Below are 24,540 nucleotides of genomic sequence, written 5' to 3' on the forward strand. Positions count from 1 at the left end.
GTGAACTCGACCATTCGGTGGTAGTAAGAACCGTACCCACGTCGTCCTCACGGTCGAGAAGGCCTGGCGAAAGCCGCCCGGCAAAGTACTGACGAGATCGACGGGCCACTCTAAGGTCGTCGGCGTGGAGGACAACGAATCCGTGAACCGTCTCGATCGCTTCTTCGAGATCACCGCGCGGCAGTCGACGATTGGCACCGAGATTCGCGGTGGACTGGTCACGTTCATCGCGATGGCCTACATCATCGTGCTGAACCCGATCATCCTGTCCAGCGCGCCGGACGTGGCCGGTAATCGTCTCGACTTCGCGCAGGTGTCCGCCACCACGTCGTTGGCGGCAGGCGTGATGACGATCCTGTTCGGCCTCATCGCGCGGCTGCCGTTCGCCTTCGCGGCCGGCCTCGGCATCAACTCGTTCCTCGCGACGACCGTGGTCGGCTCGGTCACCTGGCCCGAGGCCATGGGCCTGGTCGTGATCAACGGCGTCATCATCGTGATCCTCGCGGCGACCGGACTGCGCCGGCTGGTGTTCGACGCCGTGCCCATGGAACTCAAGCTCGCGATCACCGCGGGCATCGGGTTGTTCATCCTGTTCATCGGCCTGGTCGACGCGGGATTCGTCGGAGCCACCGGCGTGCCGTCCCCACCGGTGGGGTTGGGCACCGGTGGAGCCGGGTCGATCAGCACCGTGCCCGTCCTGGTGTTCGTGTTCACCCTTCTGCTGACCGGCGTGCTGGTGGTTCGGAAGGTGCGCGGCGGCATCCTGATTGGTCTCGTCGCGGGCACGTTGGTCGCCGTCGTGATCGAGGCCATCTGGCACCTGGGCTCCGCGGTCGACCGACCGGGCGGGTGGAGCCTGTCAGTGCCCACGCTCTCGGGCTCACCGTTCGCGCTGCCGGACCTCTCGCTGGTCGGCGCGTTCACGCTCGACAGCTTCAGCCGCATTGGCGTGCTGGCCGCGGTGATGCTCGTCTTCACCCTGGTGTTCGCGAACTTCTTCGACGCCATGGGAACTCTGACCGGGCTGTCACGTGAGGCCGGGCTGTCCGACGAGAAGGGCAACTTCCCGCGGCTGAAGGCGTCTTTGATCGTGGAGGGCGCGGGCGCGGCCGTCGGCGGTGCGACGTCGGCGTCGTCCAACACCGTCTTCATCGAATCGGGCGCCGGAGTCGAGGAGGGTGCGCGAACCGGCCTGGCCAACGTGGTGACCGGCGTGCTGTTCCTGGCGGCGATGTTCATCTCGCCGCTGGCATCGATCGTGCCGACCGAGGTGGCCGCCGCCGCGTTGGTCGTCGTGGGCGTGATGATGGTGTCGCAGCTGCGGCACATCGACGTCTCGGAGTTCTCGGTCGCCATGCCCGTGGTGCTCACCGTGGCAGCGATGCCGTTCACGTATTCGATCGCCAACGGCATCGGAATCGGATTCATCGCCTGGGTCGTCACGCGGTCGGCGACCGGCAAGGTCCGCGAGATCAGCCCGCTGCTGTGGATCGTGACGGCGGGGTTCGTCGTCTACTTCGCGCGCGGGTGGCTCGAGGGGCTGATTGGGCTCTGAGACCGCGAGCGTGGTGTCGGACCCGCCGGGCGGCGTTGCGTGATCGCGCGCGCTGGTGGAATCATCGAGTGACGTTCGCGGCACCGACTGACGATGTCGTCCGACACCACGCAGGATGTGACGCCATTTCACAGGGACCCGCCGTCGACGGGGAGGCTGCCCGCCTCGAAGCGGTCAAGCAGTACGTGATGACCGACGCCGACGACTCTCGGGTGTTTCATCGAATTGCAGCCTTGGCAGCGGGAATTCACGGAACGTCGATGGCGACGGTCTCGCTGGTCGACGATCGACGCAATTGGTTCCTCGGCGTGCACGGTCTGTCCCCCACCGGGGACGTACCGCGTGACCAAGGGCTGTGCGGTGCCGTCGTCGACGGTGAGATTCCTCGGGAGTACTCCGCCGTGGTGGACGATCCCCGGGTCCAGTCCAACCCGTTCGTCCGCAAGTACGACATCCGGTTCTACGCCTGTGCGCCCATCCAGGATGCCAGCGGCAACGTGCTGGGCACGGTCGCGGTCATGGACACCACGGCGCGCACACTGGGCACCGGTCAGTTCGACCGCCTGCACGATGTGGCCGCGGTGGTGATGGAGCAGCTTCAGCTGCGACGGGTGCGCCGAGAGTCGCTGCGGGCCGAACGACGTCGCGGTGACGCCGCGGAGTACGCCCGTCAGGATGCGCGGCGTGACTTCGACGGCGCGGTGACGGCGCGAGACGAGGCGCGGCGCGATCGCGACGACGCGCGATCGAGCCGTCGGGAGGCCGAGCTCGGACGCCTCGACGCGTGGGGAGACCGTGACCGCGCGTTCCGCGATCGCGACGACGCCGAGCGAGATCGTGACATCGCCGAGGACGACCGAGACGAAGTGGCCCAATACGCCTCGGTTCTGCAACGGACGCTGCTGCCGCCGATACTGCCCCGCATCGACGGGATGGCGGTGGCGGCGCACTATTACCCGGCGTCCACACACCAGGTCGGCGGCGACTTCTACGACGTGTTCGCCTTGGCCGAGGACCGGTGGGCATTCTTCATCGGCGACGTCGAGGGCCACGGCGTCGAGGCGGCAGTGGTCACATCGCTGATCCGGTACACGCTCCGATCTGCCGCCTTGCATCACCGCGACCTGGTGGCCGTCCTCTCCGAACTCAACGAGGTGATGCTGCGCGAAGTCCACGACCGACGACTGTGCACTGTGCTCCTCGGCTCCGTGCAGCGTGACGACGACGGTGGCTTCCAGGTCACATTGGCCACCGGCGGACACCTTCCGGCTCTGCTCTTGAATCCCGCGGAGATGTCCGCCTACCCGGTGCGGCCCACGTCGGGGATGATCGTGGGCGCCTTTGCAGAGGCGGAATTCCACACGTGCTCGGTACGGCTGCGGCCCGGGCAGACACTCGTGCTCTACACCGACGGAATCGTCGAGGCCCGCCGTGGCGACCAAGCCTTCGACGAGACAAGCCTGGCGGCCTTCCTCGCCGAGAGAGCGTGCATGGACGTCAGCACGCTCATCGCCGACGTTGGAACCCTCGTCCCCAAGCTGACCCCGTCCGACGACGTCGCCCTTCTGGCCCTCGGCGCACTCGACTGACGAGGCGTCTGAAACGCTGATCGGCATCGATTGACGAGGAGAGCGATGTCGACGCTGCAGGACACCGATGGGCGCGATCCAGTGACCACGCACGGGCCCACTCGCGCCTGGGCTGCCGTCGCCGTGCTCGCCTTCGTCGGCACCCTCAACTACGTCGACCGATTCCTGCCGGGCGTGCTGGCGGAACCGATCAAGCGCGATCTGGCACTGTCCGACACCGCAATTGGCGTCATCAACGGGTTTGGCTTCCTCATCGTCTACGCCGTGGTGGGCATCGTGATCGCACGGGTCGCCGATCGCGGCATGTTCGGTGCCGTCGTCGCCGGCTGTCTGACACTGTGGGGCTCGATGACCATGCTGGGCGGCGCGGTCCAGTCCGGCCTGCAGCTCGCCCTGACCCGAGTCGGTGTCGCCGTCGGGGAAGCGGGCAGCACACCGGCGGCGCACGCCTACGTGGCGCGCAACTTCCGCCCCGAGAGACGGTCCGCGCCGCTGGCGGTCATCACCATGTCGATACCGCTGGCCAGTGCCGCCAGTCTGCTCGGTGGCGGTCTGCTCGCCCAAAGCTTGGGCTGGCGTGCAGCTTTCGTCGTGATGGGTGCAATCAGTGTGCTGCTCGCACCGCTGGTTCTCTGGGTGGTCGGGACCCGTCAACGACTGCCCGCCCCGCCGCCGCGGGATCGTTCGGCGACGCTGCACTGGTGGGATCTGCTGCGCAAGCCCAGCTTCCTGGCCATGGTGGCGGGTACTTCTCTCGTGTCGGCGGCCGGCTACTCGCTGACCACCTTCGCGCCCGCCTTCCTGATGCGGACCCGGGGCATGTCCCTCGGGCAGGTCGGCGTCGAGTACGGCCTGGCTACCGGTGTGCTCGGAGTAGTCGGGCTGCTCGTCGTGGGGCGGATCTCCGACCGGTTGGCGATTCGTGACCCCCGCTGGCTGCAGTGGATCGTGGTCATCCTGATCGCCGCCCTGCTGCCGGCGTCGGTGTTGGCGTTCGTCGTCGAGAGCCGGACGTGGTGTGTCGCCTTGCTGGCGCTGGCCTACGTCATCGGCATCGCGTATCTCGCGCCGTCGATCGCGGCCATCCAGCGTCTGGTGTCGCCCGAGCAGCGTGCGACGGCGTCGGCCATCTTCTTGTTCTTCAACGCGACGCTGGGAGCGGCCGGGCCGTTCCTGACCGGTGTCATCAGCGATTCACTCACCGACGAGTTGGGGTCGCAGGCCCTGGGCCGTGCGCTCTTACTCCTGGTGCCGACCATGCAGCTGATCGCCGTCGGGTGTTATGCGCTTGCTGCACGACGCTATCGACACGACATCGTCGAGGAGCCGTGATGCGTGGCTGCTCGCACCTGTGGGCATGAACGCGCCATTCATCAGGTCGGAGCGTGCAGTAGCAACGCCTTGCGGCCCTCCTGCACGACGTGATCCCTCTGGTTGAGGACTCGCACGGCGAAGGTGACGATGCCTTGGTCGGGAACGCTAGATCGGCGTCGGAGCTCGGCAACCTCGAAGTCCACGCGGATCGTGTCACCGGGCATGATCGGCGCGCGAAAGTTCCAATCCGACATGCCGAGGAAGGCAATCGCATTGTGCCCCAACAATCCACCGCCGAACATCAGACCGTGTGCGATGGACAGACCGAGCAGCCCATGGGCTATCACGCCGCCGAACTGTGACGCCCGGGCGAATTCGTGGTCGACGTGAATCGGCGAGTAGTCGGCAGTATTGCCGGCGAACGTCACGACATCGGTTTCGGTGATCGTCCGGCCCGGGCTGCTGAACGTGAGTCCGATCGACAGGTCGGACCAGGACACGGGTTCCCGAAGCATCCCGTTCCCCTCTCTGCAGAGTGATGTTATGGTCCAAGGTAACCGGTTACCTAAGGTGATGCCAAATGACAGTGAGACTTCCCGCCTCAGACGGTGGGCTTATCGAGGTCCGGATCGCGGCGCGTCCACGGCTCGAGGTGTCGGCACTCCCGCCGACCAGTCGGATGGTCTTCGCGGCCAGCCACGTCGTCGCCGATCCGCTCCGAACCTCCACGGCCGACGGCCAGATCGACTGGGATGCGACACTTGCTTTGCGCCATGACATTTGGGACGTCGGTCTCGGGGTGGCCGAATCCATGGACACCGCACAACGGGGCATGGGGCTGTCCGCTGCCCAAGCAATGGAACTCGCCAAGCGCACTCTCGCCGACGACCCGCGCGGCGGCGCCGGGACAGTGGTCGGCGTCAACACCGACGCGCTGCACCCCGCGTCGACGCCGGCGTTGTCCGAGATCGTCGACGCCTACCTGGAGCAGATGCGGTTCGTCACCGATCACGGCGGCACGCCGGTCCTGATGGCCAGCAGGCATTTGGCGCGGACGGCCGACGGCCCGGACGACTACCACCGCGTGTACGGGGAACTGTTGAGTCAGTGCAGCAGTCCGGTGATCTTGCATTGGCTCGGCGAGGTGTTCGATCCGGCACTCGCCGGCTACTGGGGTGTCGCCGATCCGGCGGCGGCCTTGAACACGGTGATCGAACTGATCGAGACGCATCGAGACAAGGTGTCCGGCATCAAGGTGTCGCTGCTGGATCCGGCCTTCGAGCTCGAGCTGCGCAGACGGTTGCCTCGGGGGGTGGCCGTGTTCACCGGTGACGACTTCAATTACACGGACATGATTGCCGGGGACCACACCGGGGCGAGCCACGCCCTGCTGGGTGCGTTCGCGGCGTTGGCGCCGTGGGCCTCGGCGGCGTTCGCCCGGCTCGACGCGGGTGACGAACCGGGGTTCCGAACCATCCTGGGGCCCACCGAACCGCTTAGCCGCGCCGTGTTCGCGACTCCAACTCAGTACTACAAGGTCGGCATCGTATGGCTGGCCTATCTCAGCGGTGCTCAAGACCATTCACGCATGCTGGGCGGCTTCGAGACCGGTCGCGATCTACTGCATCTCGCCGAGCTGGTTCACCTCGCAAATGCCATGGCGTACTTCCCCGACCCCGAGCTGACGGAGGTGCGGCTCCGAACCTTCTTCGCTGCGCACGGGGTCGGCTGATCGTGGACGCCACGTCGGTGAGCGTGAACTCGGCTACCGTACCCAACCTGAACCTCGAAGGTCTGATCGACATTGCCGCAGCCAATTCCCTTGGTGGCATCGGGTTATGGCGTCACGTCTACGCCGACACCGGGGTTCGCCAGGCATCGCGTCTGATCGAATCCGCCGGCCTGGCGGTGACCTCGGTTTGTCGCGCCGGCATGTTCCCGCAGTCGTCGGACGGCGCGGCCCGTGCGACGCGTGATGACAACGTGCGGGCGGTGGACGAGGCCCAGGCTCTTGGCGCCGACTGCCTGGTGGTCGTCTGCGGCGCCGGCGCGACCCCCGACCTCACCGAGGCGCGCCGTCAGGTCGCCGACGGCCTCGACGATCTCGCCGCCTACGCCGCCACGGCGGGTGTCAAGCTCGCGGTGGAACCGATGCACCCGATGATGATCGCCGACAGGTCGGTCATCACGTCCCTATCCGAAGCGGTGGACCTCGTCGACCCACTGACCGACCGTGGCGTCGGATTGGCCATCGACGCCTATCACGTCTTCTGGGACGTGGACTATCCACGAGAGGCCATGCGGGCCGCGGGCCGCATTCACACCGTCCAGATCAGCGATTGGACGCTGCCCATCGATCACCACCTGCGCAGTCGGGGTATGCCGGGAGAGGGGATGATCGACCTACGCCATTTCATGGCGGCGGTCCGTGCGGCAGGGTTCGGGGGATTGGTCGAGGTCGAGGTCCTCAGCGACCGCTGGGCGGGTCAGCCGCCGCAGGTGGTGGTCGACGCCATGCTGCGAGGTGTGTCCGCCCTGTGAATCGGGTCGTCAACGGTGAGGTGCCGGGCCAGAGGAATCTCGAAACACCACGTCGGCGTGGAAGATCCGGTCGGCCCGCACCGGATTGGGAAGCAACAGCTGCGTCATCGCCTCCCAGGCGGCGCGGCCGAGTTGGTCCTCGTGCATGCGCGCGGTGGTGAGACGAGGCGTGACCCATCGCGCCAGGGGAGTGTCGTCGAAACCGGTGACGGAGACGTCGTCGGGGACGCGCAGCCCCATCTCGGCAATCGCGTAGACGACTGCAGCCGCCGTCACGTCGTTGGCGCACACCAGTGCCGTGCATCCCTGCTCGACGAGAGCGCGAACCTCGACCGTCACCTCGCCCAGTGGTTCCGGCAGCGCAACGTGCACCGCGGACGCTCCTGCTGCGATGGTTCGGCCCTCCACCACTTCCCAGCGCCTGGACACCTGTTGCGAACCGCTCTGCGCCACCACGAATCCAAAGGAGCGGTGGCCGAGATCGAGCAACGTGTCGACGATCTGGGTCGTCGCGTCGACGGCGTCGGTTTGCACGGACGCCGTTCGGCCCGCCCACGGAAACCGGCGGTTGACCGTCACGACGGGCTTGCCGGTGTCGAAGATGGCGCGACCGCCTTCGTCAGAACACCTTGGGCTGCAGAGGATGAGCCCATCTGAACGCAGCAGCATCTCGGTGGCGAGTGACACCTCTAGATCGGGTGAGTTCAAGCTGTCTCCAACGAACACGTGATGGCCAATGTCGTTGGATGCGTGGATCACCGACTGAACGATGCTCGTGAAGTGTTGGTTGCCGAGATCGGGCACCAGCACCGCGATGTTCCCGTGTCGACCGGTGGCCAGTGACTTCGCCGCGATGTTCACTTCGTAGCCCAAGCGTGCGGCGGCCTCCAATACGCGGCGCTGGGTCTTGTCGCTGACGGTCTTGGGAGCCCCGGCGAGAACCCGCGACACGGTCGCGACCGAGACCTCGGCCGCGGCGGCCACGTCTCTGACGGTCGGCTTCTTGGCAGCGGGCCGGATGGTCACCGTGACGATCCTAGGCGGGTCACCCCATCACGCCGCCACCGTTGACGTGCAGGGTCTGCCCGTGCAATAGGCGTCCGGCGGGAGCGGCCAAGAAGACGGCCGTCGGGGCGATGTCCTCCGGGCTGTGCAACTCCTTCGTCACTGATCCGCGGGTGCGTTCGCTGACCCATTCGTCGTCGTCCGCGAGGTCGGCGATCAGCGGAGTGACCACCGGGCCGGGCGCGATCGCGTTGACCCGGATTCGTGGACCAAGTTCACGTGCCAGCGCCCGCGTCATTCCCACGACCCCGGCCTTGGCCGCGGAGTAGGACACGAACTCGTGAGCACCCTTGAACGCCAACTGTGAGGAGACGTTGATGATCGAACCGTGAGCGCCGGGTTGGCGGGCGAAGCGTTGCGCCATCAGCATCGGGCCGGTCAGGTCGGCGTCGATGGTCCGATTCCATTCGCTCAGCGTCATCTCGACGAAGCGGCGGCGGTCCATCACGCCGGCGTTGTTGACCAGGGTCGTGCACGAGCCGAACCGTTCGGTGATCGCCGCGAAGATCGCATCGACGGTGGGTTCGTCGGTGACGTCGCCGCCGACCGACATCGCCTCGCCTCCGGCGGCGGTGAGATCCCGCACGATGGAGTTCGCCCGGTGCTCGTCATCGAGGTGGTGCACGACGACGGTGGCGCCAGCGGCACCGAACGCATGGGCCAGGGCAGAGCCGAGACCGCCTGTCGCGCCGGTGATCAGGACGACGTCGTCGTCCAGTCGGAACGGGCTCGCGGCGTCGGCGTCGGGTGCCATTCAGACGACCCGGGCGACGGACACGTCGGGCTCGACGTGCGCCGTACCGCGTCGGATCCGTGCGCTGGCGATGGCCAGCGACACCAGGGTGACGGCGCAACAGACGGCTAGCAGTATCGCCACCGGCCATGGTGAACCGCCCGCTGCGATGACCAGGCTGGCGGCCACCAGTGGAGCAGGTCCACCGACCAGGGTGCCGGAGAGTTCACGGCACAGTGCCACACCCGAGAAGCGGACGTCGGCGGGAAAGAGTCCCACCAGAAAGGCACCTTGGGCGCCGCCCATCGCGCCGAAGGACACCGAGTACGTCAGAACCAACGCCAGCCCGATCAACGACGGGACGCGGGTGTCGAGCAGCGCGAACATCGGAAAGGCCATCAGTAGGCAGTACGCGGCTCCGAAGACGATGACGCGGTGATACACCCCGATACGGTCGGCGAGGAGTCCGAAGCAGGCGCACAACACCGCGCCGATCACAGAAGCCGTCAACGACGCCGTCAGCGCCACGCTCCGGGGCATGTCCAGCGTCGTCGTGATGTAACTCAGCGCGAACGTCGTGGTGATGTAGGTCATCGCCTGGTGCCCGACCATCACGCCGAAGCCGACGAGCACACTGCGCCAGTGACCCCGCAGCAGCGCGAATACCGGAACTCGCTTCTCCGCCTTGCGTTCGGCACGTGCCTTGGCCGCCAGGAACTCGGGCGCCTCCTCCACCTTGTTGCGAATGAACACCGCCACGACGAGGATCACCGCGCTGAAGAGGAAGGGAAGGCGCCAGCCCCATGTCAGGAAGACATCACCGGGCAGGAGGGCGACCCCGAGGAACGTCACCACGCCCAGCGCCGTTCCGATGGCCGTCGCACCGTTCGGAACGGCGGTGCCGAATGCGCGCCTGCTGGGACGGATGGTCTCGGAGATGATCGTGAAGGTGCCCGCCAGTTCCGCCCCGGCACCTGCGCCTTGGAGCAACCGCAAGAACACGAGGAGGGCCGGCGCCCAGAGACCGATCTGGTCGTAGGTCGGCAGGCAGCCCATGAGGAACGTCGACGCACCCATCAGCACCAGGGTGAAGATCAGCGCCGGCTTGCGACCCAGTTTGTCGCCGAAGTTGGCGATGAGCATGCCACCGACGGGCCGCGCGAAGAATCCGACGGCGAACGTCGCGAAGGCGGCCAGGGTCGCCGCAGATTGCGACAGGTCGCTGGAGAAGAACAGCGGGCCGATGACGAGAGCCGAAGCGGCGCCGAAGAGGCCGAAGTCGTACCACTCGACGACGGAGCCGACGGTGCCGGCGACCAGCACCCGGCGTTCTTGAACGGCGTCGACCCCGGGTGGTGGGCTGGTCGACGGGCTTGAAGGTGACGGGGTCTCAGGCACTGCAGCATCCTTTGGTGTCAGTGGGAGGATAACGGAATCGGTTGTTGGCGAGTTGATCTCAGTAGGAAAGGTCGAACAGTGACCGATCCATCTCCTTGGGTTCGTGCGGGATGGACACGTCGAAGCCGACCAGCGCGAGCACATCTCGTTCGACGTCCAGGCCGGGTGCAACCTCGACGAGTTCGAGCTCGCCACGGTCGTTGACCTCGAAGACCGCGCGCTCGGTGATGAAGACGACTCGTTGGCCTCGCTCGACGGCGAGAGGACCGCTGAAGCAGACCTGTTCGACTTCCCCGACGAAGCGCAGTGCCCGACCTTCGACGTCGACTGACAGCGCACCCGCGGCCGTGTCCCACGACGTCTGCAAACCACCGGCGGTGAGCGTTCCGCTGAAGACGACCGTGCGCGCACCCTGGCTGATGTTGACGAATCCTCCGACGCCGACGATGCGCCCGCCGAAACGGGAGATGTTCACGTCGCCGTGGCGGGAGACCTCGGCGAAGGAGAGGAACGCGATGTCGAGACCACCGCCGTCGTAGAAGTCGAATTGGTAGGGCTGATCGATCATCGCGTCGTAGTTCACGGCCGCCCCGGCGTCGAGTCCGCTCATGGGAAGACCACCGACGAGGCCTTGTTCGTTGGTCAGCACGACACCGTCCAGGACGCCAGACTCCGCCGCGGCGATCGACACACCCGTGGAGATGCCAGAACCCAGGTTGCACACCGCACCCGCGAACAGTTCTTGGGCTGCTCGGCGGGCGATGAGCGCCCGGGGGCCCTTCGGCAGTGGGTCGAGTTCGTCGACCGCGACCCGCGCCTGGCCTGCGTAACCCGTGTTGTTGGACGACTCGTAGGTGGTGGTCTGGTGCTCGTCGACGACGACCAGATTCACGAGGAAGTGCGGAATCTTCACTGATTTCGGTGCGAGAGTGTGCTCTTCGACCACCTGCGCAACCTGGACGATGACGATGCCACCGTTGTTGTAGACCGCCTGGGCCATCGACAGCATCTCGCCGAAGTATGCCTCGCCCTCCATGGAGATGTTGCCCAACGTGTCGGAGGTCGTACCTCTGAGCAGAGCAACCTGCGGCGCGATCGGCCGGTAGTGGATCAGGGGACGGCCGTCGATCTCGATGGCCGCAGAAGGAGGGTCGACGGCCTCTGCGCCCTGACGGCCACCGCCATGCCGCGGGTCCACGTACGTGCCGACGCCGACGTCGGTGAACAGACCAGGCCGTTTCGCCGCGGACTCGCGCATCAGTTGCGACAGCGATCCTTGCGGGAGAGTGAACAGTTCGATCTCGTTGCGGCTGGCAGCTTCTGCAACGCCGGGTGCATCGACGACGGTGCCGCACACGACGCGCTTGAGGAGTCCTCGGTGGCGAAGTCGGTGCAGACCCTTGGTCGACTTGTCACCAATGCCGACGGGGTGCACCGTCGTCAGATCGGTGGGCGATCCTTCGTCGAGGAAGCGCCGTTCGAGTGCTTGGAGCAGACTCTCGGGCACGGCGTGGCCACCGCCAGATCCGCCGATCACCAACGTGTCGTGGCTGTCAATCGAACGCACCGCTTCGTCGGCGTCGACCACTTTCATCGAATGGGTCCTTCCATGTCGAGCTGGTGGGTGAACGTTGGGGCACGCTTCGCGATGAACGCGGCGGCCCCCTCACGTGCGTCTGCCGAGTCGTATACCGCTGCAATCGAGGTGATCTCGGCTCGTCGCCCGGCCGTCCTGCCGTGAAGCAGGCCGGTGCTGACGCAGTGTTTGGTGGCACGTAGGGCGAGTTGCGGCAGGCCGGCGAGTTGCTTGGCGATGCGAATGGCCTCGGTCTCTGCGGCGCGCTCGGGCACCACGACGGTGACGAGTCCCCATTGCTCCGCGGTCCTCGCGTCGATGCTGTCGCCAAGTAGGAGCAGGTGATTGGCACGCGCCGCACCGATGAGCCGAGGAAGTCGTTGAGTGCCTCCGCCGGAGGCGAAGACGCCAATCTTCACTTCGGGCAGGCCGAGCACGGTGGATTCCTCGGCTACTCGGATGTCGGCGGTGAGGGCGAGTTCGAGTCCGCCGCCGAGCGTGTGGCCACGCAACGCGGCGACCGTCGGTTGCGGAATCGACGCCAGGGCGTCGTAGGCGGCGTGTTCGGCCTCGGACACCTCGCGTCCCGCCTCAGCGGTCGCGGGGAAGCTCTTGATGTCGGAGCCCACCGACAGCGACTGCTCGCCGTGTGAGGTCAGGACGACCGCGCGGATGTCGGACCGATCGGAGACCGCGAGCGCGACCTGGTGAAGCGTCGACCGCATGGCATTGGTGAGGGGGTTCAAGGGCGGGTTGACCAGGCGGATCACCCCAATTGCTCCGCTCGTCGAGAATTCGACGCGTCCCGCCATCGCTTGCCCTCCGCCTGAGGTAACCGGTTACCTACACCGTGACCGACGGTACAGCGACCGTCGAACTTAGGCAAGGCACCTAGGGTTGGCCAACTCAGTCAGGTGCCGCAGCACGCTGGTGAGTTAGCCGTCAGGCAAGCCCTCGAGGTTCTGCGAGATGGGCGGCGGCCGCACCGATCGTGAACCACTGGAATCGAACTGGGGGATCTAGAGGATGTTGTCGGTGCCCGGCGACAACCAACCGGGCTCGTCGGGCAAGACCGTTGCGGGCGTCACCACGTAGGACTCCTGGTTCAAGGTGGTCTGGGGAACGGGGTAGCCACCGGTGCAACTGATGCTGGGGTTTCCGATCATCTGGCCGTAGCTGCTGGTGACGTCGCCGTAGGTGTTGCACCGAAGCGGCAAGACCTTCGCCGGGGTGTACACCGTGCGGGTGCGCTGCCACGAGCCGTCCGCCTGCTGGGGGCCGTCGCAGATCTGGCGGCGGTCACCGCCGAAGAAGCCCCAGTGGACGGTCTCGCATCCCATGCCGGGCACGGCGTCGGCGTGGCTGACGGCTGGGACGCCGAGGCTGACCAGCGCGGTCGCCGCGACCAAGACGGCTCCGCTCGCAACGCGGCGCACGAGGTACGAGGTGGTGGTGGTGTTCATGGCGCTTCCCCTGTCTTGCTGGGTGTTTGACGGTGTTCCGGCTAGTGCCGGTGATGCCATTACTGTGCCGCAGCGCCATGGCACCGTCTGTCCGGCGATCGGATGCGCGACGAGATGACGTCGAGTTCCCCCGATCGGGGGACGGCTTTGCTGTGCTGGCCACTCGGCGACCGTGGCGGCGCCTAGAGTGTCTCCAACAGGCGCGAGAGGCGGACGTGAACGAAACTCAATTCGGTCGTTACCACTTGGTCGAGTTGCTCGGGCGCGGTGGCATGGGTGAAGTGTGGCGCGCCCGTGACACGGCGGCCAACGACCGCATGGTTGCGATAAAGCTGCTGCCGCCGCATCTGGCCAACGACAGCACCTACCTGGTGCGCTTTCGTCGCGAGGCAGATGCCGCAGCCCGACTCAACGACCCGCACATCATCCCGATTCACAACTACGGCGAGATCGACGGGCGGTTGTACGTCGACATGCGCCTGGTCGAAGGCCGCGACCTGGAACTGGTGATGGCCGGCGGACCGATGCAGCCCGCGCGGGCGGTGAGCATCGTCGGGCAGGTGGCCAAGGCGTTGCACGCCGCCCATCGAGCTGGACTGGTGCACCGCGACGTCAAACCCTCCAACGTTCTCGTCGACGCGGACGACTTCGCGTACCTCATCGACTTCGGAATCGCACGTGCCGTCGACGAGAGCCGACTGACCGAGGTCGGCTATGCTCCGGGAACGCTCCGCTACATGGCTCCGGAACGGCTGCAAGCGAATTCGGACGACGAGGACGGCCGCGTCGACGTCTACGCACTGGCGTGCACCCTCTACGAATGCTTGACCGGCTCCCCGCCGTTCCGAGGAAGCGACTATCCAAGCCTCATCGCCGCGCACCTCAACAGCCCCCCGCCGAAGCCCTCGACCGCCCGACCCGAGCTGCCCGTCCAGATCGACGCGGTAATCGCCAAGGGCATGGCGAAGAATCCCGACGACCGACACGAGACGACTGTCGAGTTCGCGAACGCCGCCCGCAACGCGATCGCCGCTACGACGTCGCAAACGGCAACGGTTGCCGCGTCGCCTCTCCCGAAGACGTCCCCGCGCGGAGCGCGCAACCGGCGATTCAGTCGGCGGGCCAGGATCGCTCTCGCCGCGGGAGGAGTTGCCGTCGTGGCCGTCGTCGCGCTCGTACTGGGGGTCGGGCTGAGTGGCCGATCGCCGTCCACTCCCGCTGCGGCACCGCCGGTTCCCACGCCCGCACCGTCGCAGCGAGTATTGCCGATCACCGGTCTCAACCTCCCGGGCGCTGTGGCAGTGGATTCCGCAGGTGACGTCTACGTCGCCGACTTCGGCAACGATCGCGTGGTGAAGCTGTCGGCAGCCTCGTCGGACCAAGAGGCGTTGCCCTTCACCGGTCTCGTCAAACCCACTGGCGTAGCGGTGGATTCCGTTGGCGGCGTGTACGTCGCCGATTCCGGTAACCGCCAAGTGGTGAAGTTGCCGGTTGGCTCGTCGATTCAGCAGGTGGTGCCGTTCACCAATCTCGACTCGCCCGAGAACGTGGCGGTGGGCCCCGCGGGTGCCGTCTACGTCACCGACCGGCGAGCCAACCGGGTGGTCATGCTGCCAGCCGGATCGTCCAGTCAAGAAGTGCTGCCCTTTGCCGGGCTCGACAACCCCTACGGAGTGGCGGTCGATTCCGCGGGAACCGTCTACGTCAGCGATCCCGGCAACAAGCGGGTGGTGAGGTTGGCGGCCGGGTCACGCATCCAAGACGTGCTGCCGTTCACCGATCTCGACAGTCCCTCCGGTGTGGCCGTAGGCCCGCACGGCGACGTCTACGTCACCGACCATGGAACCCAACGAGTGGTGAAGCTTCCGGCTGGTTCGTCGAGTCAGGAAGTGTTGCCATTCAACGGCCTTCAGGCTCCCACCGGCGCCGCGGTCGATTCAGCGGGGGTCGTCTACGTGACCGACGACCCGGAGCGCGCGCTGAAGCTCCCGGCATCGTAGGCCGTGTGCCGCCTTGGTGCGCCAGGCACGGGTCAGGTGTCGGGGTCCGTGCGTTCGGTGCCGACGGCTCGGACGAAGGCGTCGGCGAACACATCGCAGACGGTGTCGACGTCGGAGAGCGGGGCGGGGAAGACCTCGTGGGCGGCTGGCCGCGTGAACAGGTGAAACAGCATGGGCGCCATGAGTTGTTGAGCGAGCAGCGGTACGGGCAGGTCGCGAACCTGGCCCCCGTCGATCTGGTCGCCGAGCCAACGTCCCAGTACCCCGAACATCCGAGGGCCGGCATGTCCTATTAGGGAGCGTGCCGCCGGACTGTCGGGCCGGGCGAAGGTCTCGGCGAACATGGCGGGCACCACCCGAGGTTCCCGACCGAGTGCGGTGGCCATCACGCGGTAGAACGCGCCAACGGTGGCGCGCAGGTCTCCATGGGATTGCCCGAAGAATTCCTCGAAGTCCAGAATGGGGCTGTGCCGCTCGAAGACGGCACGCATCAGCCCGTCACGTCCACCGAACGAGGCGTGCAAGCTGAACACCGAGCATTCTGCCCGCGCTGCGATGGCCTCCAAAGTAGCTGCAGTCAAACCGGATTCGCTGATCAGGGCGGCCGCAGCGTCCAGTGCGCGGACGCGTACCGGAGGTTGGCCGCCGGGGTCTACTCCGGCCACGCGCACGGCGGCGTCCAAGGCGGCGCGGGAGCCGCCGAGTCGTCGCAGCAACGTACTCCGAGACATCCCCGCCTCGGCGGCGATGGCGGCCACGGGGACGTCCGCGACGTCACGGCCGAGTCCGTCGGCGGCTCTCAGCGCGGCCTCGACGAGATCGGCGGCGACGAGGGGCGCGGCCGAGCGGTTGGGCGTCACGGCTCAGTCCTACCCGACGCAACGATCACGGAGCACACTCCTTTACATCCGCTGACACTCTATCTAATGTTTTCTGCAATAGAGTTCCACAACGACGGGATCAGGTGACCACCATGAACGCAGGCCAGATCGGCATCGCTGACATCTCGGCTGTGGACACCGACGTGTTGGTCGTCGGCGCAGGTCCGACGGGATTGATGGCCGGCCTGGTGTTGGCACGCCGCGGAGTGGCCGCCGTGCTGGTCGACCGAAAGGCCGGTCCGACACGAGAGTCGAAGGCCCTGGCGGTGCAGGCCCGCACCATGGAGATCTACGACCAGTTGGGTCTTGCCGACGAGGTGATCGACGGCGCGTTCCCCGCGATGACGATGAAGATCGGCAACAAGATGTCGGCCAGCGGCCCTGACTTCGCCGCAATGATGGGATCGGCGACCCGCTTTCCGGGGATGCGGATCTTCGAGCAGAGCCGCAACGAGACGCTGCTCAGCGAGACCTTGAGTGCCGAAGGCGGTGACATCCGTTGGCGCCACCGCCTGGTCGACCTGGTGGACGGGACTTCCGAGCCGGGCGGCCGGGTGGAGGCGCTGATCGAATCCGTGGACGACGGAACGCTGCTGCGCATCCGCGCCCGGTGGTGCATCGGGGCCGACGGCGCGTCCTCGGCGGTACGACGATCGTTGAACCTGCCCTTCGAGGGCTCCACCGACGATGCCACGTTCTGGGTCGCCGACGTTCACGACGTCAAGGGGGTGCCGGAGGGGGCCATGAACCTTCGCATCGGCAGGACGCTGTTCGCGGTCGTCTTTCCGCTCGGGCCCGGTGGCCACACCCGGTTCGTTGCCATGGCACCCAAGGACGAGATCACCCAGGCCGAGGCTCTTGCCACGCTCAACGACGAATTCGGGCTCAGCTACGGCAAAGTCGACTGGTTCTCCACCTACAGGGTGCACCATCGGGTGGCCACCAAGTTTCGAATGGGATCGGTGTTCCTCGCGGGCGATGCCGGCCACGTGCACTCACCCGTCGGTGGACAGGGCATGAACACCGGGTTGCAGGACGCGCACAACCTGGCCATGCTCCTCGCCGACGTGGAGCAGGGTCGAGTCAAGCCGGCGGCGTTGAGTCGATACGAACGCGAACGACGGCCGATAGCACTGAAGCTGGTCAACGTCACCGACCGCGCGTTCGGTTACATCGGACGCCGCAACCTGTCTGCACGGCTGGCCCGCAGGTTCGTCAGCGGCCCCTTGGGCACGTTCGTCGTTCCGTTGATCAAGGGTTCGAAGGTTGGTTCGTTCGGCGGCGGCCTCATCGGCCAGTACCGGGTGCACTACCACTTCGCCGACGACGAGAACCTGCCGGTCTGGGCGCAGGATTCCGCGGTGGGACGGCGCGTGCCGCCGGTGGCAGACAACCAGAACGCGCTGCGCCCGATGGATTGGCAGCTGCACACCTACGGTGCAGGTGAGGTGGCGCGCCCGGATCTTCCGGACTGGTTCGGCGGGCCAACCGACTTCGGTGCCGACCCGCACGGGAGACTTCGTCGCGATCGGGTCTATCTGATCCGGCCCGATCAGTTCGTGGCGGCCTCGATACCACTGCAGGGCAATGCGATTGACACCGCGATGCTGCAGGACGCCGTCGCCGCCCACGATCTGGCGATCTGAGCGAGTGACTGGTCTGCACGCCCAGGTCGATCAACGGGCGGCGTCGACCCCGGTGACGGTGATCGCGAACGGCCCCTGTTGCTCGTCGAGGATGTACAACGAGACCTGGTCGATCAGTGCCGGGTCGAGAGTGCGCGGCGCGTCGGGTTCGGGATCCAGGCGCGTACCCACCGGTTCGAAGCCTGCAATCGGCAGGTCGTAGGTCTGCTGGACGGCGGCCACCGTGGAGAAGCGTTGGATGTAGGACCACGGCTGCCCGTCGACGCCCACCTTGATCAGATAGGTCTTACCGTCGCCACGTGCGTGCACGCGCAGCGCCGCCGCGCCCGCCGCCCGTCGTCCGATGCCGGGGTCCAGCGGCCCGCGGGCCGAGGCGAAACCGCCATTGTTCTCCAGGGAGACGTCACCGGAGAACACCAGGCCACCGTCGCCGAACCTCGTGGTCGAGGTGGACTTGCCACCCATGACCGGATCGTTGACGGTCGTCCACGCGGCTACTGCGCCCGCCTCGGCGAGATCGAGCAGGACCACCTCGGCCCCGGCCGGGGAGTCCGTCGTAGTCGCCGCCGTGTCGGGGGACGACCCGGCACTGGCGCACGATACGGCCAGCACCGCCATCGCCGCACATACGATGCCGACCAGCCCGCGCCGCACGGGGTGCACGCTGCTCAGCATCGCCCCGGACCGTTGGTCATCTCACCTCTGCGCATGGGCATTCCGTCGACTACGCCGTAGACGGCCCCCAGTTCCGGCACCTCGCCGAGGCGAAGCTTCTCGCCACCGTCCTTGCCGATGAGCAGCAGGGCGAAGTCGTCGTCCCGAATGCCGAACTGACTCCTCAGTCGCCGTGACTGACCGGCCTCGACGGCGCGACCGTCGAGGGTGCTGTCGCCGTCGGCGACCAGTACGCCGAGCACCATCTCCCGCGCCGCGAAGTCACACCTGCTCGCCTCCACGCGGCGCACCGTCTCGAGTAGTCGTGGGTCGTCGTTCGTCGGCGCGAACACCAGCAGGGGCCGACGTTCCCAGCGGTAGTCGCCGAGTTCCACCGCGCCGGCGGTGCCCGATCCGAGGGCGAGGCCGGCCACCAGGGCGACCAGCACGAGCGCAAATCGCCGAACAGTGCGTCTACCTATCATGGTGATTCCTGACTCTACCGACCACGGCTCGGTGGGTGAGGCACGAACGGTGGTGGAAATGATGCGGAAGGGCCGTCGATGAGCCGAGTCCCGGAAGGCCGGACCGCGACGGACGGCGCGTCGACGACGTTCCTGGCCAACTGCCTCGTGCAGAGCTACGGCATCGGCGCCCGTGACTTCGCCTTCCTCGGCGGTGAATGGGATCGCAACTACCGGCTGACCGCCGAGTCCGGTGAGACGTACCTGGTGAAGGTGCACTTCCCGGTCCGCGACATCGACGAATTGCAATGGCAGGAAGCCATTCTCGTGCATCTGGAGGGCCGGGACACGGGTGTCGCGGTGCCACGCATCGTGCGCACCGTCGACGACGCCCTACACGTCACCTTCTCCGACGGTGACGCGCGCGGACTGCTACGCGTGCTCGACTGGGTGACGGGAACCGAGCTCAGTCGCGTCGGCGAACACTCCACGGCGTTGCTCCGTGACATCGGCGCCACGGCGGCCGCCATCTCTTCGGCGCTGGTGGGGTTCACGTCACCAACTCTTCACCAAACCCACCATTGGGACCTCGCCCGTTCCGGTGACGTCATTCGGGAGACGCTCGACGCCCACCCCGCGCTGGCCGCCGAATTCGGCGCCGACCTGGTCCTGGGGCGTCTCGCCGAGATGGAACCGACATTCGCCACGCTGCCGCGGGCGTTGGTTCACCAGGACCTCAACGACAACAACGTCCTGGTGAAGACATCCGAAGGACGACAACACGTTTCAGGTGTGCTCGACTTCAACGACGCGCTGTATGGCATGCGCGTCGCCGAGCCTGCCATCGCCGGCGCGTACGCGATGCTGCGCAAGGACGATCCACTTTCGGCCCTCGCTCACGTCGTGGCCGGCCACCACTCGGTGACGAAGCTTGCCGAGGCCGAGATCGGCGTGGTCTTCGCGCTGGCCACCGCTCGGCTCTGCGTCCAGGTGCTGACGTGGACGGTGCGGGCCCGCACCCATCCCTCGGCGTACGGCGCGATGCGGATGCGACACACGGCACCCACCTTGGACCGCCTGCTTCGCATCGAACCCGCGCATGCGACCGTACGTCTGCTCGAGGCGTGCGCGGCGGCCGATTCCCCTGGCCTGGACTTCGGAGGCGAACCTCGATGACGTCGGAACCCACCCACATGGCCAACGCCTACGACGGGACCACCGCCGACCAACTCGACGCCGCGAGTCGTGACCTCAGCGAGCGTCGAAACGCGGCCATGGGACCGAGCTATCGCCTGTTCTACCGCAAGCCCGTCGCACTGGAGCGGGGGGCGGGGGTGTGGCTCTACGACACCGAGGGCAACCGATTCCTCGACGCGTACAACAACGTTCCCGTCATCGGGCACAGTCATCCACGCGTGCAGCGGCTGGTGGCCGACCAGTTGGGCCTACTCAACACCCATACGCGGTATCTCACCGAGTCGGTGGTGCGCTACTCCGAGCGGCTGCTGGCGTTGTTTCCCGACGAACTGTCCAAGGTCGTCTACACCTGCACGGGCAGCGAGGCCGTGGACCTCGCGCTCCGGACCGCACGCCATCACACCGCGGCGCTGGGCGTCGTGTGTACGGCCCACGCCTATCACGGCGTGACCACTGCGGCGGCAGAGATCTCACCGAGTCTGGGCCCCAACAACACGATTCCGCCTCACGTAGTGGTCGTCGACGCCCCCGACCTGCTTCACGAGCCGACCGAGGGGGTCGGTGAGCGATTCGCCGATCGGGTCCGCGAGGCCGTCGACGTCCTGGCCGGGCGCGGGTTCGGCCTGGCCGCGATGATCGTCGACTCGGTGTTGTCCAGCGACGGAGTGCAATGCGACCCCGCGGGCTTCCTGCGCCCGGCGTCCGACATCGTCCGCGCGGCCGGCGGGCTGTGGATCGCCGACGAAGTGCAGTCCGGATTCGGCCGCCTCGGAGCGGGCTGGTGGGGCTTCGCCCGCCACGGGTTGGCACCGGACCTCGTCGTGCTGGGGAAGCCGATGGGCAACGGGGTACCCATCGCCGCGGTCGTCGGGCGGGCCGAGGCGATGGCGAAGTTCGGTCGAGACATGCGTTACTTCAACACCTTCGGCGGCAACCCGGTGAGCATCGCCGCGGCGACCGCCGTGCTCGACGTCATCGAGGACGAGGGGTTGATCGACAACGCCCGCCGGACCGGAGCCGGCTTGCACGCCGATCTACAGGAGGTGGCGCAACGCTACCCCGCGGTGGGACGGGTACGGGGAAGCGGACTGTTCCTCGCCGTGGAGATGGTCACCGACGATCACGCTCCCGATCCCGTCCTGGCGGCCGACGTGGTCAACGGCCTACGTGACCGCGGGATCCTGATCAGCGCATCAGGACGCGCGGCGAACGTCCTCAAGATCCGGCCGCCGCTGCCCTTCGCGAGGTCTCACGCCGAACAGCTCGCGTCGACGCTCGACGGCGTCCTCGCCGATCTCACGAGCGGTCGGCCTCGGCGCCGCGAATGAGCCCAGGGGAAGCGGTGAACCGCGGTGCCGGGCGCGACGGCGTCCGCTGGCGCGAGCGCAGCAGACTCGTGCGCGCCGGGCGACTGTGGCGTACCCGCAATCCGCGTACCTTCCGGGACAAGGTGCGCTACAAGATGCTTCGCGACCATCGCGACCTCGTCGTCACGTTCGCCGACAAGGCGGCGGTCCGCGACTACGTCGCCGCCGTGGTTGGCGAACCACTCCTCCCACGGGTCTACGCGATCGTCGACGATCCCGCCGACTTGCACGACCTCGCACTGCCCGCCGGTTACGTCGTCAAGCCCACCCACGGCAGCGGAGCGGCCATCGTCGTCTCCCACCGCGCTCCGCGTGACGCGCGTCTGCCGTCGGAGCCGGGGAGCTGGGTGTACCGCCACGTCTGCGCCGAGGTTGCGCCCCGGGCCGACGTCGTGCGGATCGCGGGGGGCTGGGTCGCCCAGCTGTACGGCCAGGGTCCGAACCGGGAATGGGTCTACGGGCAGATACCGCGGCGGGTGATCGTCGAGGAGTTGCTCGCCACCGCCGAGGGCTCTATCCCCGACGACTACAAGTTCTTCGTGTTTCACGGTAGGTGCGCGTTCGTGCAGGTGGACTCCGGGCGGTTCGGTTGCCGAACTCAGGACTTCTTCACATCCGACTGGTCCCATTTGCCGCTCCACGCCGGGCCGCCATGGGCCGATTCCGAACCCACGCGCCCCGCTCGACTGGACGAGATGATGCACGTGGCCGAACGGCTCGGCGTCGGCACCGACTTCGTCCGCGTCGACCTGTACGACGTCGACGGTCGCATCGTCTTCGGGGAACTCACCAGCTTCCCCGCCGGGGGTGACAGCCCGTTCCACCCCGAGTCGTTCGACGAGGTGTTCGGTCGTCCGTGGACGGTCCCTCGGCGGTACCGGTAGGTCGGGGACCGCCGGATTCGACCGGGCCCTAATGACACCCGCAGGAGTTTCGCCGGGTGAACCGGGTGGGAAACCGGACGGCCTCGTGCGCTCGATCCGGTTCGGCGATGCGACGAAGCAGCAGGGCAACGCTGCTGGCGCCGATCTGATCGGATTGTTGTGCGGCGCAGGTCAACCGAGGGCTGAAGAGATCTGCCCACGGAAAGTCGTCGAAGACGCCGAGCGCGATCTTCTCCGGTGGGACGATTCCCTTGGCCTGCAACGCCCGCATGATCCCGATCGTCATCCGATTGTTGCCCGAGAACAGTGCAGTTGGCGGATCGGGGAGGCCGAGCAACGCGTTGGTGGCCGTCTGCGCGCGGGTCTCGTCGGAGAAACCCGGTTGGATCAAGGCGGGGTCGAAGTCGAGACCCGCCTCGGCCAGCGCCGCTCGGTACCCCGCGATCCGTTCGTCGGTGGTCGAACTTCGTGCCTGACCGCACACCATGCCGATCCGCCGGTGGCCGTGGTCGATCAGGTGACGTACGACCGTCTTCGTGGCCTCCACGTTCTCGGTTCCGACGAAGTCGTAGCCGTCGACGCCGTGCGCCTGATCGAACCGGTCGACGAACACCGTTGGCACGTGCTGACTCTCGAGTACCCTCAGCGACCGACTGGGATCGCCGGACGGTTGGAGCAACACGCCGTCGACCTTGCGCTGGCACAGGTTCAGCACGGCGCGGTACTCGAGGTCGCCTTCGTCGCGGTGGTCGGCCAGCAGCAGAGTGTAACCGCTTGCGACCGTTGACTTCTCGATGGAAGTGACGACGTCGTTGAAGTAGGGGTTCATCAGCGCGGACATGACCAGTCCGAAGGTCTGGGTGCGCCCGGTCCGCAGCGACTTGGCCATGGGGTTGCCGACGTAGTCCAGTGCGGCGACGGCATGCTCCACGCGTTCGCGGGTGGCGTCGCTGACGAACCGCGTGCCGTTCAGCACGTGAGACACCGTCGCGACCGACACCCCGGCCTGTCGCGCGACGTCCTTGATGGTGGACAGCGGGCACTACTCCAATCGGTTTCGGAGCCCGTCAGGGGGCAGGGCCGAGACCGAGGGCCGGTCGAACCGACCCTCGGTGCAGCCGCTCAGAACGGGAAGTCCTTCTCGTTCTCGGGAGTCACGATGGTGGGCTGCCCCAGGAGCACGGTGCCATTCTCGCCGACGGTGAACTTGCCGAGCCCGTCGACGTCGTAGGACGTTCCCTGCTTCGGCTCGATCTTGCACTGGGCGTACTGCTGAGCGGTCGCGAAGGTCAGCGTGCCGAGGTTGGTCACGTTCCACCACACGTCCTGAACGTTGCCGGTCTTGATGTACTGGTTGACCAACGTCACGGGTCCGAGACCGGAGAGCTTGATCCGGCCCAGATCGCCGCTCTGGGACAACGCCTCGGCCGCAGCCGGAAGCCCGATGCCCGCCGGCACGATGATGCCCTTCAGCTGCGGATAGGCCTGCACCAACTCCTGTGCCTTCTGGGCGTTTACGTCAGCCTTCTCCTCGCCGTACGCCACCGTGACGAGCTTCATCTTGGCGTACTTCGGGTCCTTCGACAGTTTGTCCTTGATGCTTGCGATCCACGCATTCTGGTTCACCGCGGTCTGGGTGGACGACAGGATGGCGAACTCCCCCTCGCCACCGATCATGTTGTAGAGCGAGGTCAGCATCTGATCGCCGATCAGCGCGGTGTCGGCCTGGTTGAGGAAGAAGCCACAAGACTCCGGAGCGACGTCGGAATCCCATGAAATGACCTTGATGCCAGCTTGTTTGGCCTTGGCCAGCGCGGCGGAGGTGCTGTTGAGGTCGCTGCCCGAGATCGCGATGACGTTGACACCCTGCGAGATCAACTGGTTGACGAACGGGATCTGGGCGGCACCGGTGGCGTCGCTGGGGGAGGTGTAGATCACCGTCGACCCGTCCTTGGCCGCGGCGGCTTCGACGGCGTTCTTGACCGTGACCATGTAGGGGTCGGTGCCCAGCTTGGGGATCAGTCCGATCTTGATGGGTCCCGTCACGCAATTGCCCGAGTCGGCGCCCGAGGCGCTGTTCGAATCGGTGGATGATGCGCAACCGCTGAGCTGGAAGGCCATCAGAGCTGCTGCTCCGATGGCCACCGTGGTAACCGACTTCTTCATCTGAGTTCCCTTCGTGGTCGGGCTGGCAGTCACCGGTCGTGGTGGCT

The 24,540-nt window shown here is 66.8% G+C and carries 22 protein-coding genes; 10 read left to right on the forward strand and 12 right to left on the reverse strand.

The genetic code is table 11. The features are described from left to right. Positions 1–142 precede the first annotated feature (142 nt). From ABZ195_RS00490 to ABZ195_RS00500, 3 genes are all read left to right on the forward strand, one after another. Positions 143–1,555: an NCS2 family permease gene (locus ABZ195_RS00490; RefSeq protein WP_355214884.1), complete on the forward strand. Its 1,413-nt coding sequence runs from the start codon at positions 143–145 to the stop codon at positions 1,553–1,555. A gap of 188 nt (positions 1,556–1,743) precedes the next feature. Further along, positions 1,744–3,144 carry a PP2C family protein-serine/threonine phosphatase gene (locus tag ABZ195_RS00495; protein ID WP_355213863.1) on the forward strand — a complete coding sequence of 467 codons (1,401 nt, stop codon included), beginning with the start codon at positions 1,744–1,746 and terminating at the stop codon, positions 3,142–3,144. Positions 3,145–3,189: 45 nt separating this feature from the next. Continuing rightward, positions 3,190–4,476, forward strand: a complete 1,287-nt coding sequence (locus tag ABZ195_RS00500; protein ID WP_355213864.1) for an MFS transporter — start codon at positions 3,190–3,192, stop codon at positions 4,474–4,476. 41 nt (positions 4,477–4,517) lie between these two features. Here the strand turns inward: ABZ195_RS00500 and ABZ195_RS00505 are convergent, their stop codons facing one another. Further along, positions 4,518–4,973 carry a MaoC/PaaZ C-terminal domain-containing protein gene (locus tag ABZ195_RS00505; RefSeq protein ID WP_355213866.1) on the reverse strand — a complete coding sequence of 152 codons (456 nt, stop codon included), beginning with the start codon at positions 4,971–4,973 and terminating at the stop codon, positions 4,518–4,520. A 65-nt stretch (positions 4,974–5,038) separates the two neighbouring features. On the opposite strand from ABZ195_RS00505, the gene ABZ195_RS00510 reads away from it, so the two are divergent. Both ABZ195_RS00510 and ABZ195_RS00515 read left to right on the forward strand, forming a co-directional pair. Next, positions 5,039–6,190 (forward strand): DUF993 family protein, encoded by a 1,152-nt coding sequence (locus ABZ195_RS00510; protein WP_355213868.1) that lies wholly within the window; start codon positions 5,039–5,041, stop codon positions 6,188–6,190. A gap of 23 nt (positions 6,191–6,213) precedes the next feature. Continuing rightward, complete coding sequence (locus tag ABZ195_RS00515) at positions 6,214–6,999, forward strand: sugar phosphate isomerase/epimerase family protein (RefSeq protein ID WP_355213870.1); 786 nt, start codon at positions 6,214–6,216, stop codon at positions 6,997–6,999. Positions 7,000–7,008: 9 nt separating this feature from the next. Here the strand turns inward: ABZ195_RS00515 and ABZ195_RS00520 are convergent, their stop codons facing one another. From ABZ195_RS00520 to ABZ195_RS00545, 6 genes are all read right to left on the reverse strand, one after another. Further along, positions 7,009–8,025, reverse strand: coding sequence for a LacI family DNA-binding transcriptional regulator (locus ABZ195_RS00520; RefSeq protein ID WP_355213872.1), 1,017 nt, complete (start codon positions 8,023–8,025; stop codon positions 7,009–7,011). Positions 8,026–8,044: 19 nt separating this feature from the next. Continuing rightward, positions 8,045–8,818: an SDR family oxidoreductase gene (locus tag ABZ195_RS00525; RefSeq protein WP_355213874.1), complete on the reverse strand. Its 774-nt coding sequence runs from the start codon at positions 8,816–8,818 to the stop codon at positions 8,045–8,047. Next, complete coding sequence (locus tag ABZ195_RS00530; RefSeq protein ID WP_355213876.1) at positions 8,819–10,195, reverse strand: MFS transporter; 1,377 nt, start codon at positions 10,193–10,195, stop codon at positions 8,819–8,821. 58 nt (positions 10,196–10,253) lie between these two features. Continuing rightward, positions 10,254–11,789, reverse strand: coding sequence for a CoA-transferase (locus tag ABZ195_RS00535; RefSeq protein ID WP_355213878.1), 1,536 nt, complete (start codon positions 11,787–11,789; stop codon positions 10,254–10,256). Then, positions 11,786–12,583 (reverse strand): enoyl-CoA hydratase-related protein, encoded by a 798-nt coding sequence (locus ABZ195_RS00540; RefSeq protein ID WP_355213880.1) that lies wholly within the window; start codon positions 12,581–12,583, stop codon positions 11,786–11,788. Before ABZ195_RS00540 ends, ABZ195_RS00535 begins: the two co-directional genes overlap by 4 nt. 207 nt (positions 12,584–12,790) lie before the next feature. Then, the gene (locus tag ABZ195_RS00545) at positions 12,791–13,234 is read right to left on the reverse strand and encodes a hypothetical protein (protein WP_355213882.1); all 444 of its coding nucleotides are present in this window, start codon (positions 13,232–13,234) and stop codon (positions 12,791–12,793) included. 215 nt (positions 13,235–13,449) lie between these two features. On the opposite strand from ABZ195_RS00545, the gene ABZ195_RS00550 reads away from it, so the two are divergent. After that, a complete protein-coding gene (locus ABZ195_RS00550; RefSeq protein WP_355213884.1) occupies positions 13,450–15,234 on the forward strand; it encodes a serine/threonine-protein kinase PknD in 1,785 nt (594 codons plus the stop codon). 32 nt (positions 15,235–15,266) lie between these two features. On the opposite strand, the gene ABZ195_RS00555 is transcribed toward ABZ195_RS00550, so the two are convergent. Then, the gene (locus tag ABZ195_RS00555; RefSeq protein WP_355213886.1) at positions 15,267–16,094 is read right to left on the reverse strand and encodes a TetR/AcrR family transcriptional regulator; all 828 of its coding nucleotides are present in this window, start codon (positions 16,092–16,094) and stop codon (positions 15,267–15,269) included. 113 nt (positions 16,095–16,207) lie between these two features. On the opposite strand from ABZ195_RS00555, the gene ABZ195_RS00560 reads away from it, so the two are divergent. Then, positions 16,208–17,761, forward strand: a complete 1,554-nt coding sequence (locus ABZ195_RS00560) for an FAD-dependent monooxygenase (RefSeq protein WP_355213888.1) — start codon at positions 16,208–16,210, stop codon at positions 17,759–17,761. 30 nt (positions 17,762–17,791) lie between these two features. Here the strand turns inward: ABZ195_RS00560 and ABZ195_RS00565 are convergent, their stop codons facing one another. Beyond that, entirely contained in the window at positions 17,792–18,436 is a 645-nt protein-coding gene (locus ABZ195_RS00565) for a CIA30 family protein (RefSeq protein WP_355213890.1), read from the reverse strand. Next, positions 18,430–18,900: a DUF4174 domain-containing protein gene (locus ABZ195_RS00570; RefSeq protein ID WP_355213892.1), complete on the reverse strand. Its 471-nt coding sequence runs from the start codon at positions 18,898–18,900 to the stop codon at positions 18,430–18,432. The genes ABZ195_RS00565 and ABZ195_RS00570 overlap by 7 nt, the downstream gene beginning before the upstream one ends. 78 nt (positions 18,901–18,978) lie before the next feature. Between ABZ195_RS00570 and ABZ195_RS00575 the strand changes: the two genes are divergently transcribed. From ABZ195_RS00575 to ABZ195_RS00585, 3 genes are read left to right on the forward strand one after another with little or no spacing between them, the layout of a single operon-like run. Further along, on the forward strand, positions 18,979–20,055 hold the full coding sequence (locus ABZ195_RS00575) for a phosphotransferase (RefSeq protein ID WP_355213894.1): 1,077 nt from the start codon (positions 18,979–18,981) through the stop codon (positions 20,053–20,055). After that, positions 20,052–21,404 carry an aspartate aminotransferase family protein gene (locus ABZ195_RS00580; RefSeq protein WP_355213896.1) on the forward strand — a complete coding sequence of 451 codons (1,353 nt, stop codon included), beginning with the start codon at positions 20,052–20,054 and terminating at the stop codon, positions 21,402–21,404. The genes ABZ195_RS00575 and ABZ195_RS00580 overlap by 4 nt, the downstream gene beginning before the upstream one ends. Further along, entirely contained in the window at positions 21,401–22,327 is a 927-nt protein-coding gene (locus ABZ195_RS00585; protein WP_355213898.1) for an ATP-grasp fold amidoligase family protein, read from the forward strand. The genes ABZ195_RS00580 and ABZ195_RS00585 overlap by 4 nt, the downstream gene beginning before the upstream one ends. A gap of 28 nt (positions 22,328–22,355) precedes the next feature. Here ABZ195_RS00585 and ABZ195_RS00590 read toward each other — a convergent pair whose 3' ends face one another. Next, positions 22,356–23,363 carry a LacI family DNA-binding transcriptional regulator gene (locus tag ABZ195_RS00590; protein WP_355214886.1) on the reverse strand — a complete coding sequence of 336 codons (1,008 nt, stop codon included), beginning with the start codon at positions 23,361–23,363 and terminating at the stop codon, positions 22,356–22,358. Positions 23,364–23,449: 86 nt separating this feature from the next. After that, positions 23,450–24,493 carry a substrate-binding domain-containing protein gene (locus tag ABZ195_RS00595; RefSeq protein ID WP_355213900.1) on the reverse strand — a complete coding sequence of 348 codons (1,044 nt, stop codon included), beginning with the start codon at positions 24,491–24,493 and terminating at the stop codon, positions 23,450–23,452. Between the last annotated feature and the right edge of the window lie 47 nt (positions 24,494–24,540).

Source organism: Mycobacterium sp. NPDC006124, from assembly GCF_040614235.1.
Classification (GTDB): domain Bacteria; phylum Actinomycetota; class Actinomycetes; order Mycobacteriales; family Mycobacteriaceae; genus Mycobacterium.

Excerpts from the sequence above, each read along its gene's own strand:
- ABZ195_RS00495 (WP_355213863.1), top strand. The coding sequence starts at position 1,744 with ATGACCGACGCCGACGACTCTCGGGTGTTTCATCGAATTGCAGCCTTG.
- ABZ195_RS00565 (WP_355213890.1), bottom strand. The coding sequence starts at position 18,436 with ATGCTGAGCAGCGTGCACCCCGTGCGGCGCGGGCTGGTCGGCATCGTA.
- ABZ195_RS00570 (WP_355213892.1), bottom strand. The coding sequence starts at position 18,900 with ATGATAGGTAGACGCACTGTTCGGCGATTTGCGCTCGTGCTGGTCGCC.
- ABZ195_RS00500 (WP_355213864.1), top strand. The coding sequence starts at position 3,190 with ATGTCGACGCTGCAGGACACCGATGGGCGCGATCCAGTGACCACGCAC.
- ABZ195_RS00560 (WP_355213888.1), top strand. The coding sequence starts at position 16,208 with ATGAACGCAGGCCAGATCGGCATCGCTGACATCTCGGCTGTGGACACC.
- ABZ195_RS00525 (WP_355213874.1), bottom strand. The coding sequence starts at position 8,818 with ATGGCACCCGACGCCGACGCCGCGAGCCCGTTCCGACTGGACGACGAC.
- ABZ195_RS00540 (WP_355213880.1), bottom strand. The coding sequence starts at position 12,583 with ATGGCGGGACGCGTCGAATTCTCGACGAGCGGAGCAATTGGGGTGATC.
- ABZ195_RS00510 (WP_355213868.1), top strand. The coding sequence starts at position 5,039 with ATGACAGTGAGACTTCCCGCCTCAGACGGTGGGCTTATCGAGGTCCGG.
- ABZ195_RS00575 (WP_355213894.1), top strand. The coding sequence starts at position 18,979 with ATGAGCCGAGTCCCGGAAGGCCGGACCGCGACGGACGGCGCGTCGACG.
- ABZ195_RS00535 (WP_355213878.1), bottom strand. The coding sequence starts at position 11,789 with ATGAAAGTGGTCGACGCCGACGAAGCGGTGCGTTCGATTGACAGCCAC.
- ABZ195_RS00505 (WP_355213866.1), bottom strand. The coding sequence starts at position 4,973 with ATGCTTCGGGAACCCGTGTCCTGGTCCGACCTGTCGATCGGACTCACG.
- ABZ195_RS00585 (WP_355213898.1), top strand. The coding sequence starts at position 21,401 with ATGAGCCCAGGGGAAGCGGTGAACCGCGGTGCCGGGCGCGACGGCGTC.
- ABZ195_RS00595 (WP_355213900.1), bottom strand. The coding sequence starts at position 24,493 with ATGAAGAAGTCGGTTACCACGGTGGCCATCGGAGCAGCAGCTCTGATG.
- ABZ195_RS00580 (WP_355213896.1), top strand. The coding sequence starts at position 20,052 with ATGACGTCGGAACCCACCCACATGGCCAACGCCTACGACGGGACCACC.
- ABZ195_RS00545 (WP_355213882.1), bottom strand. The coding sequence starts at position 13,234 with ATGAACACCACCACCACCTCGTACCTCGTGCGCCGCGTTGCGAGCGGA.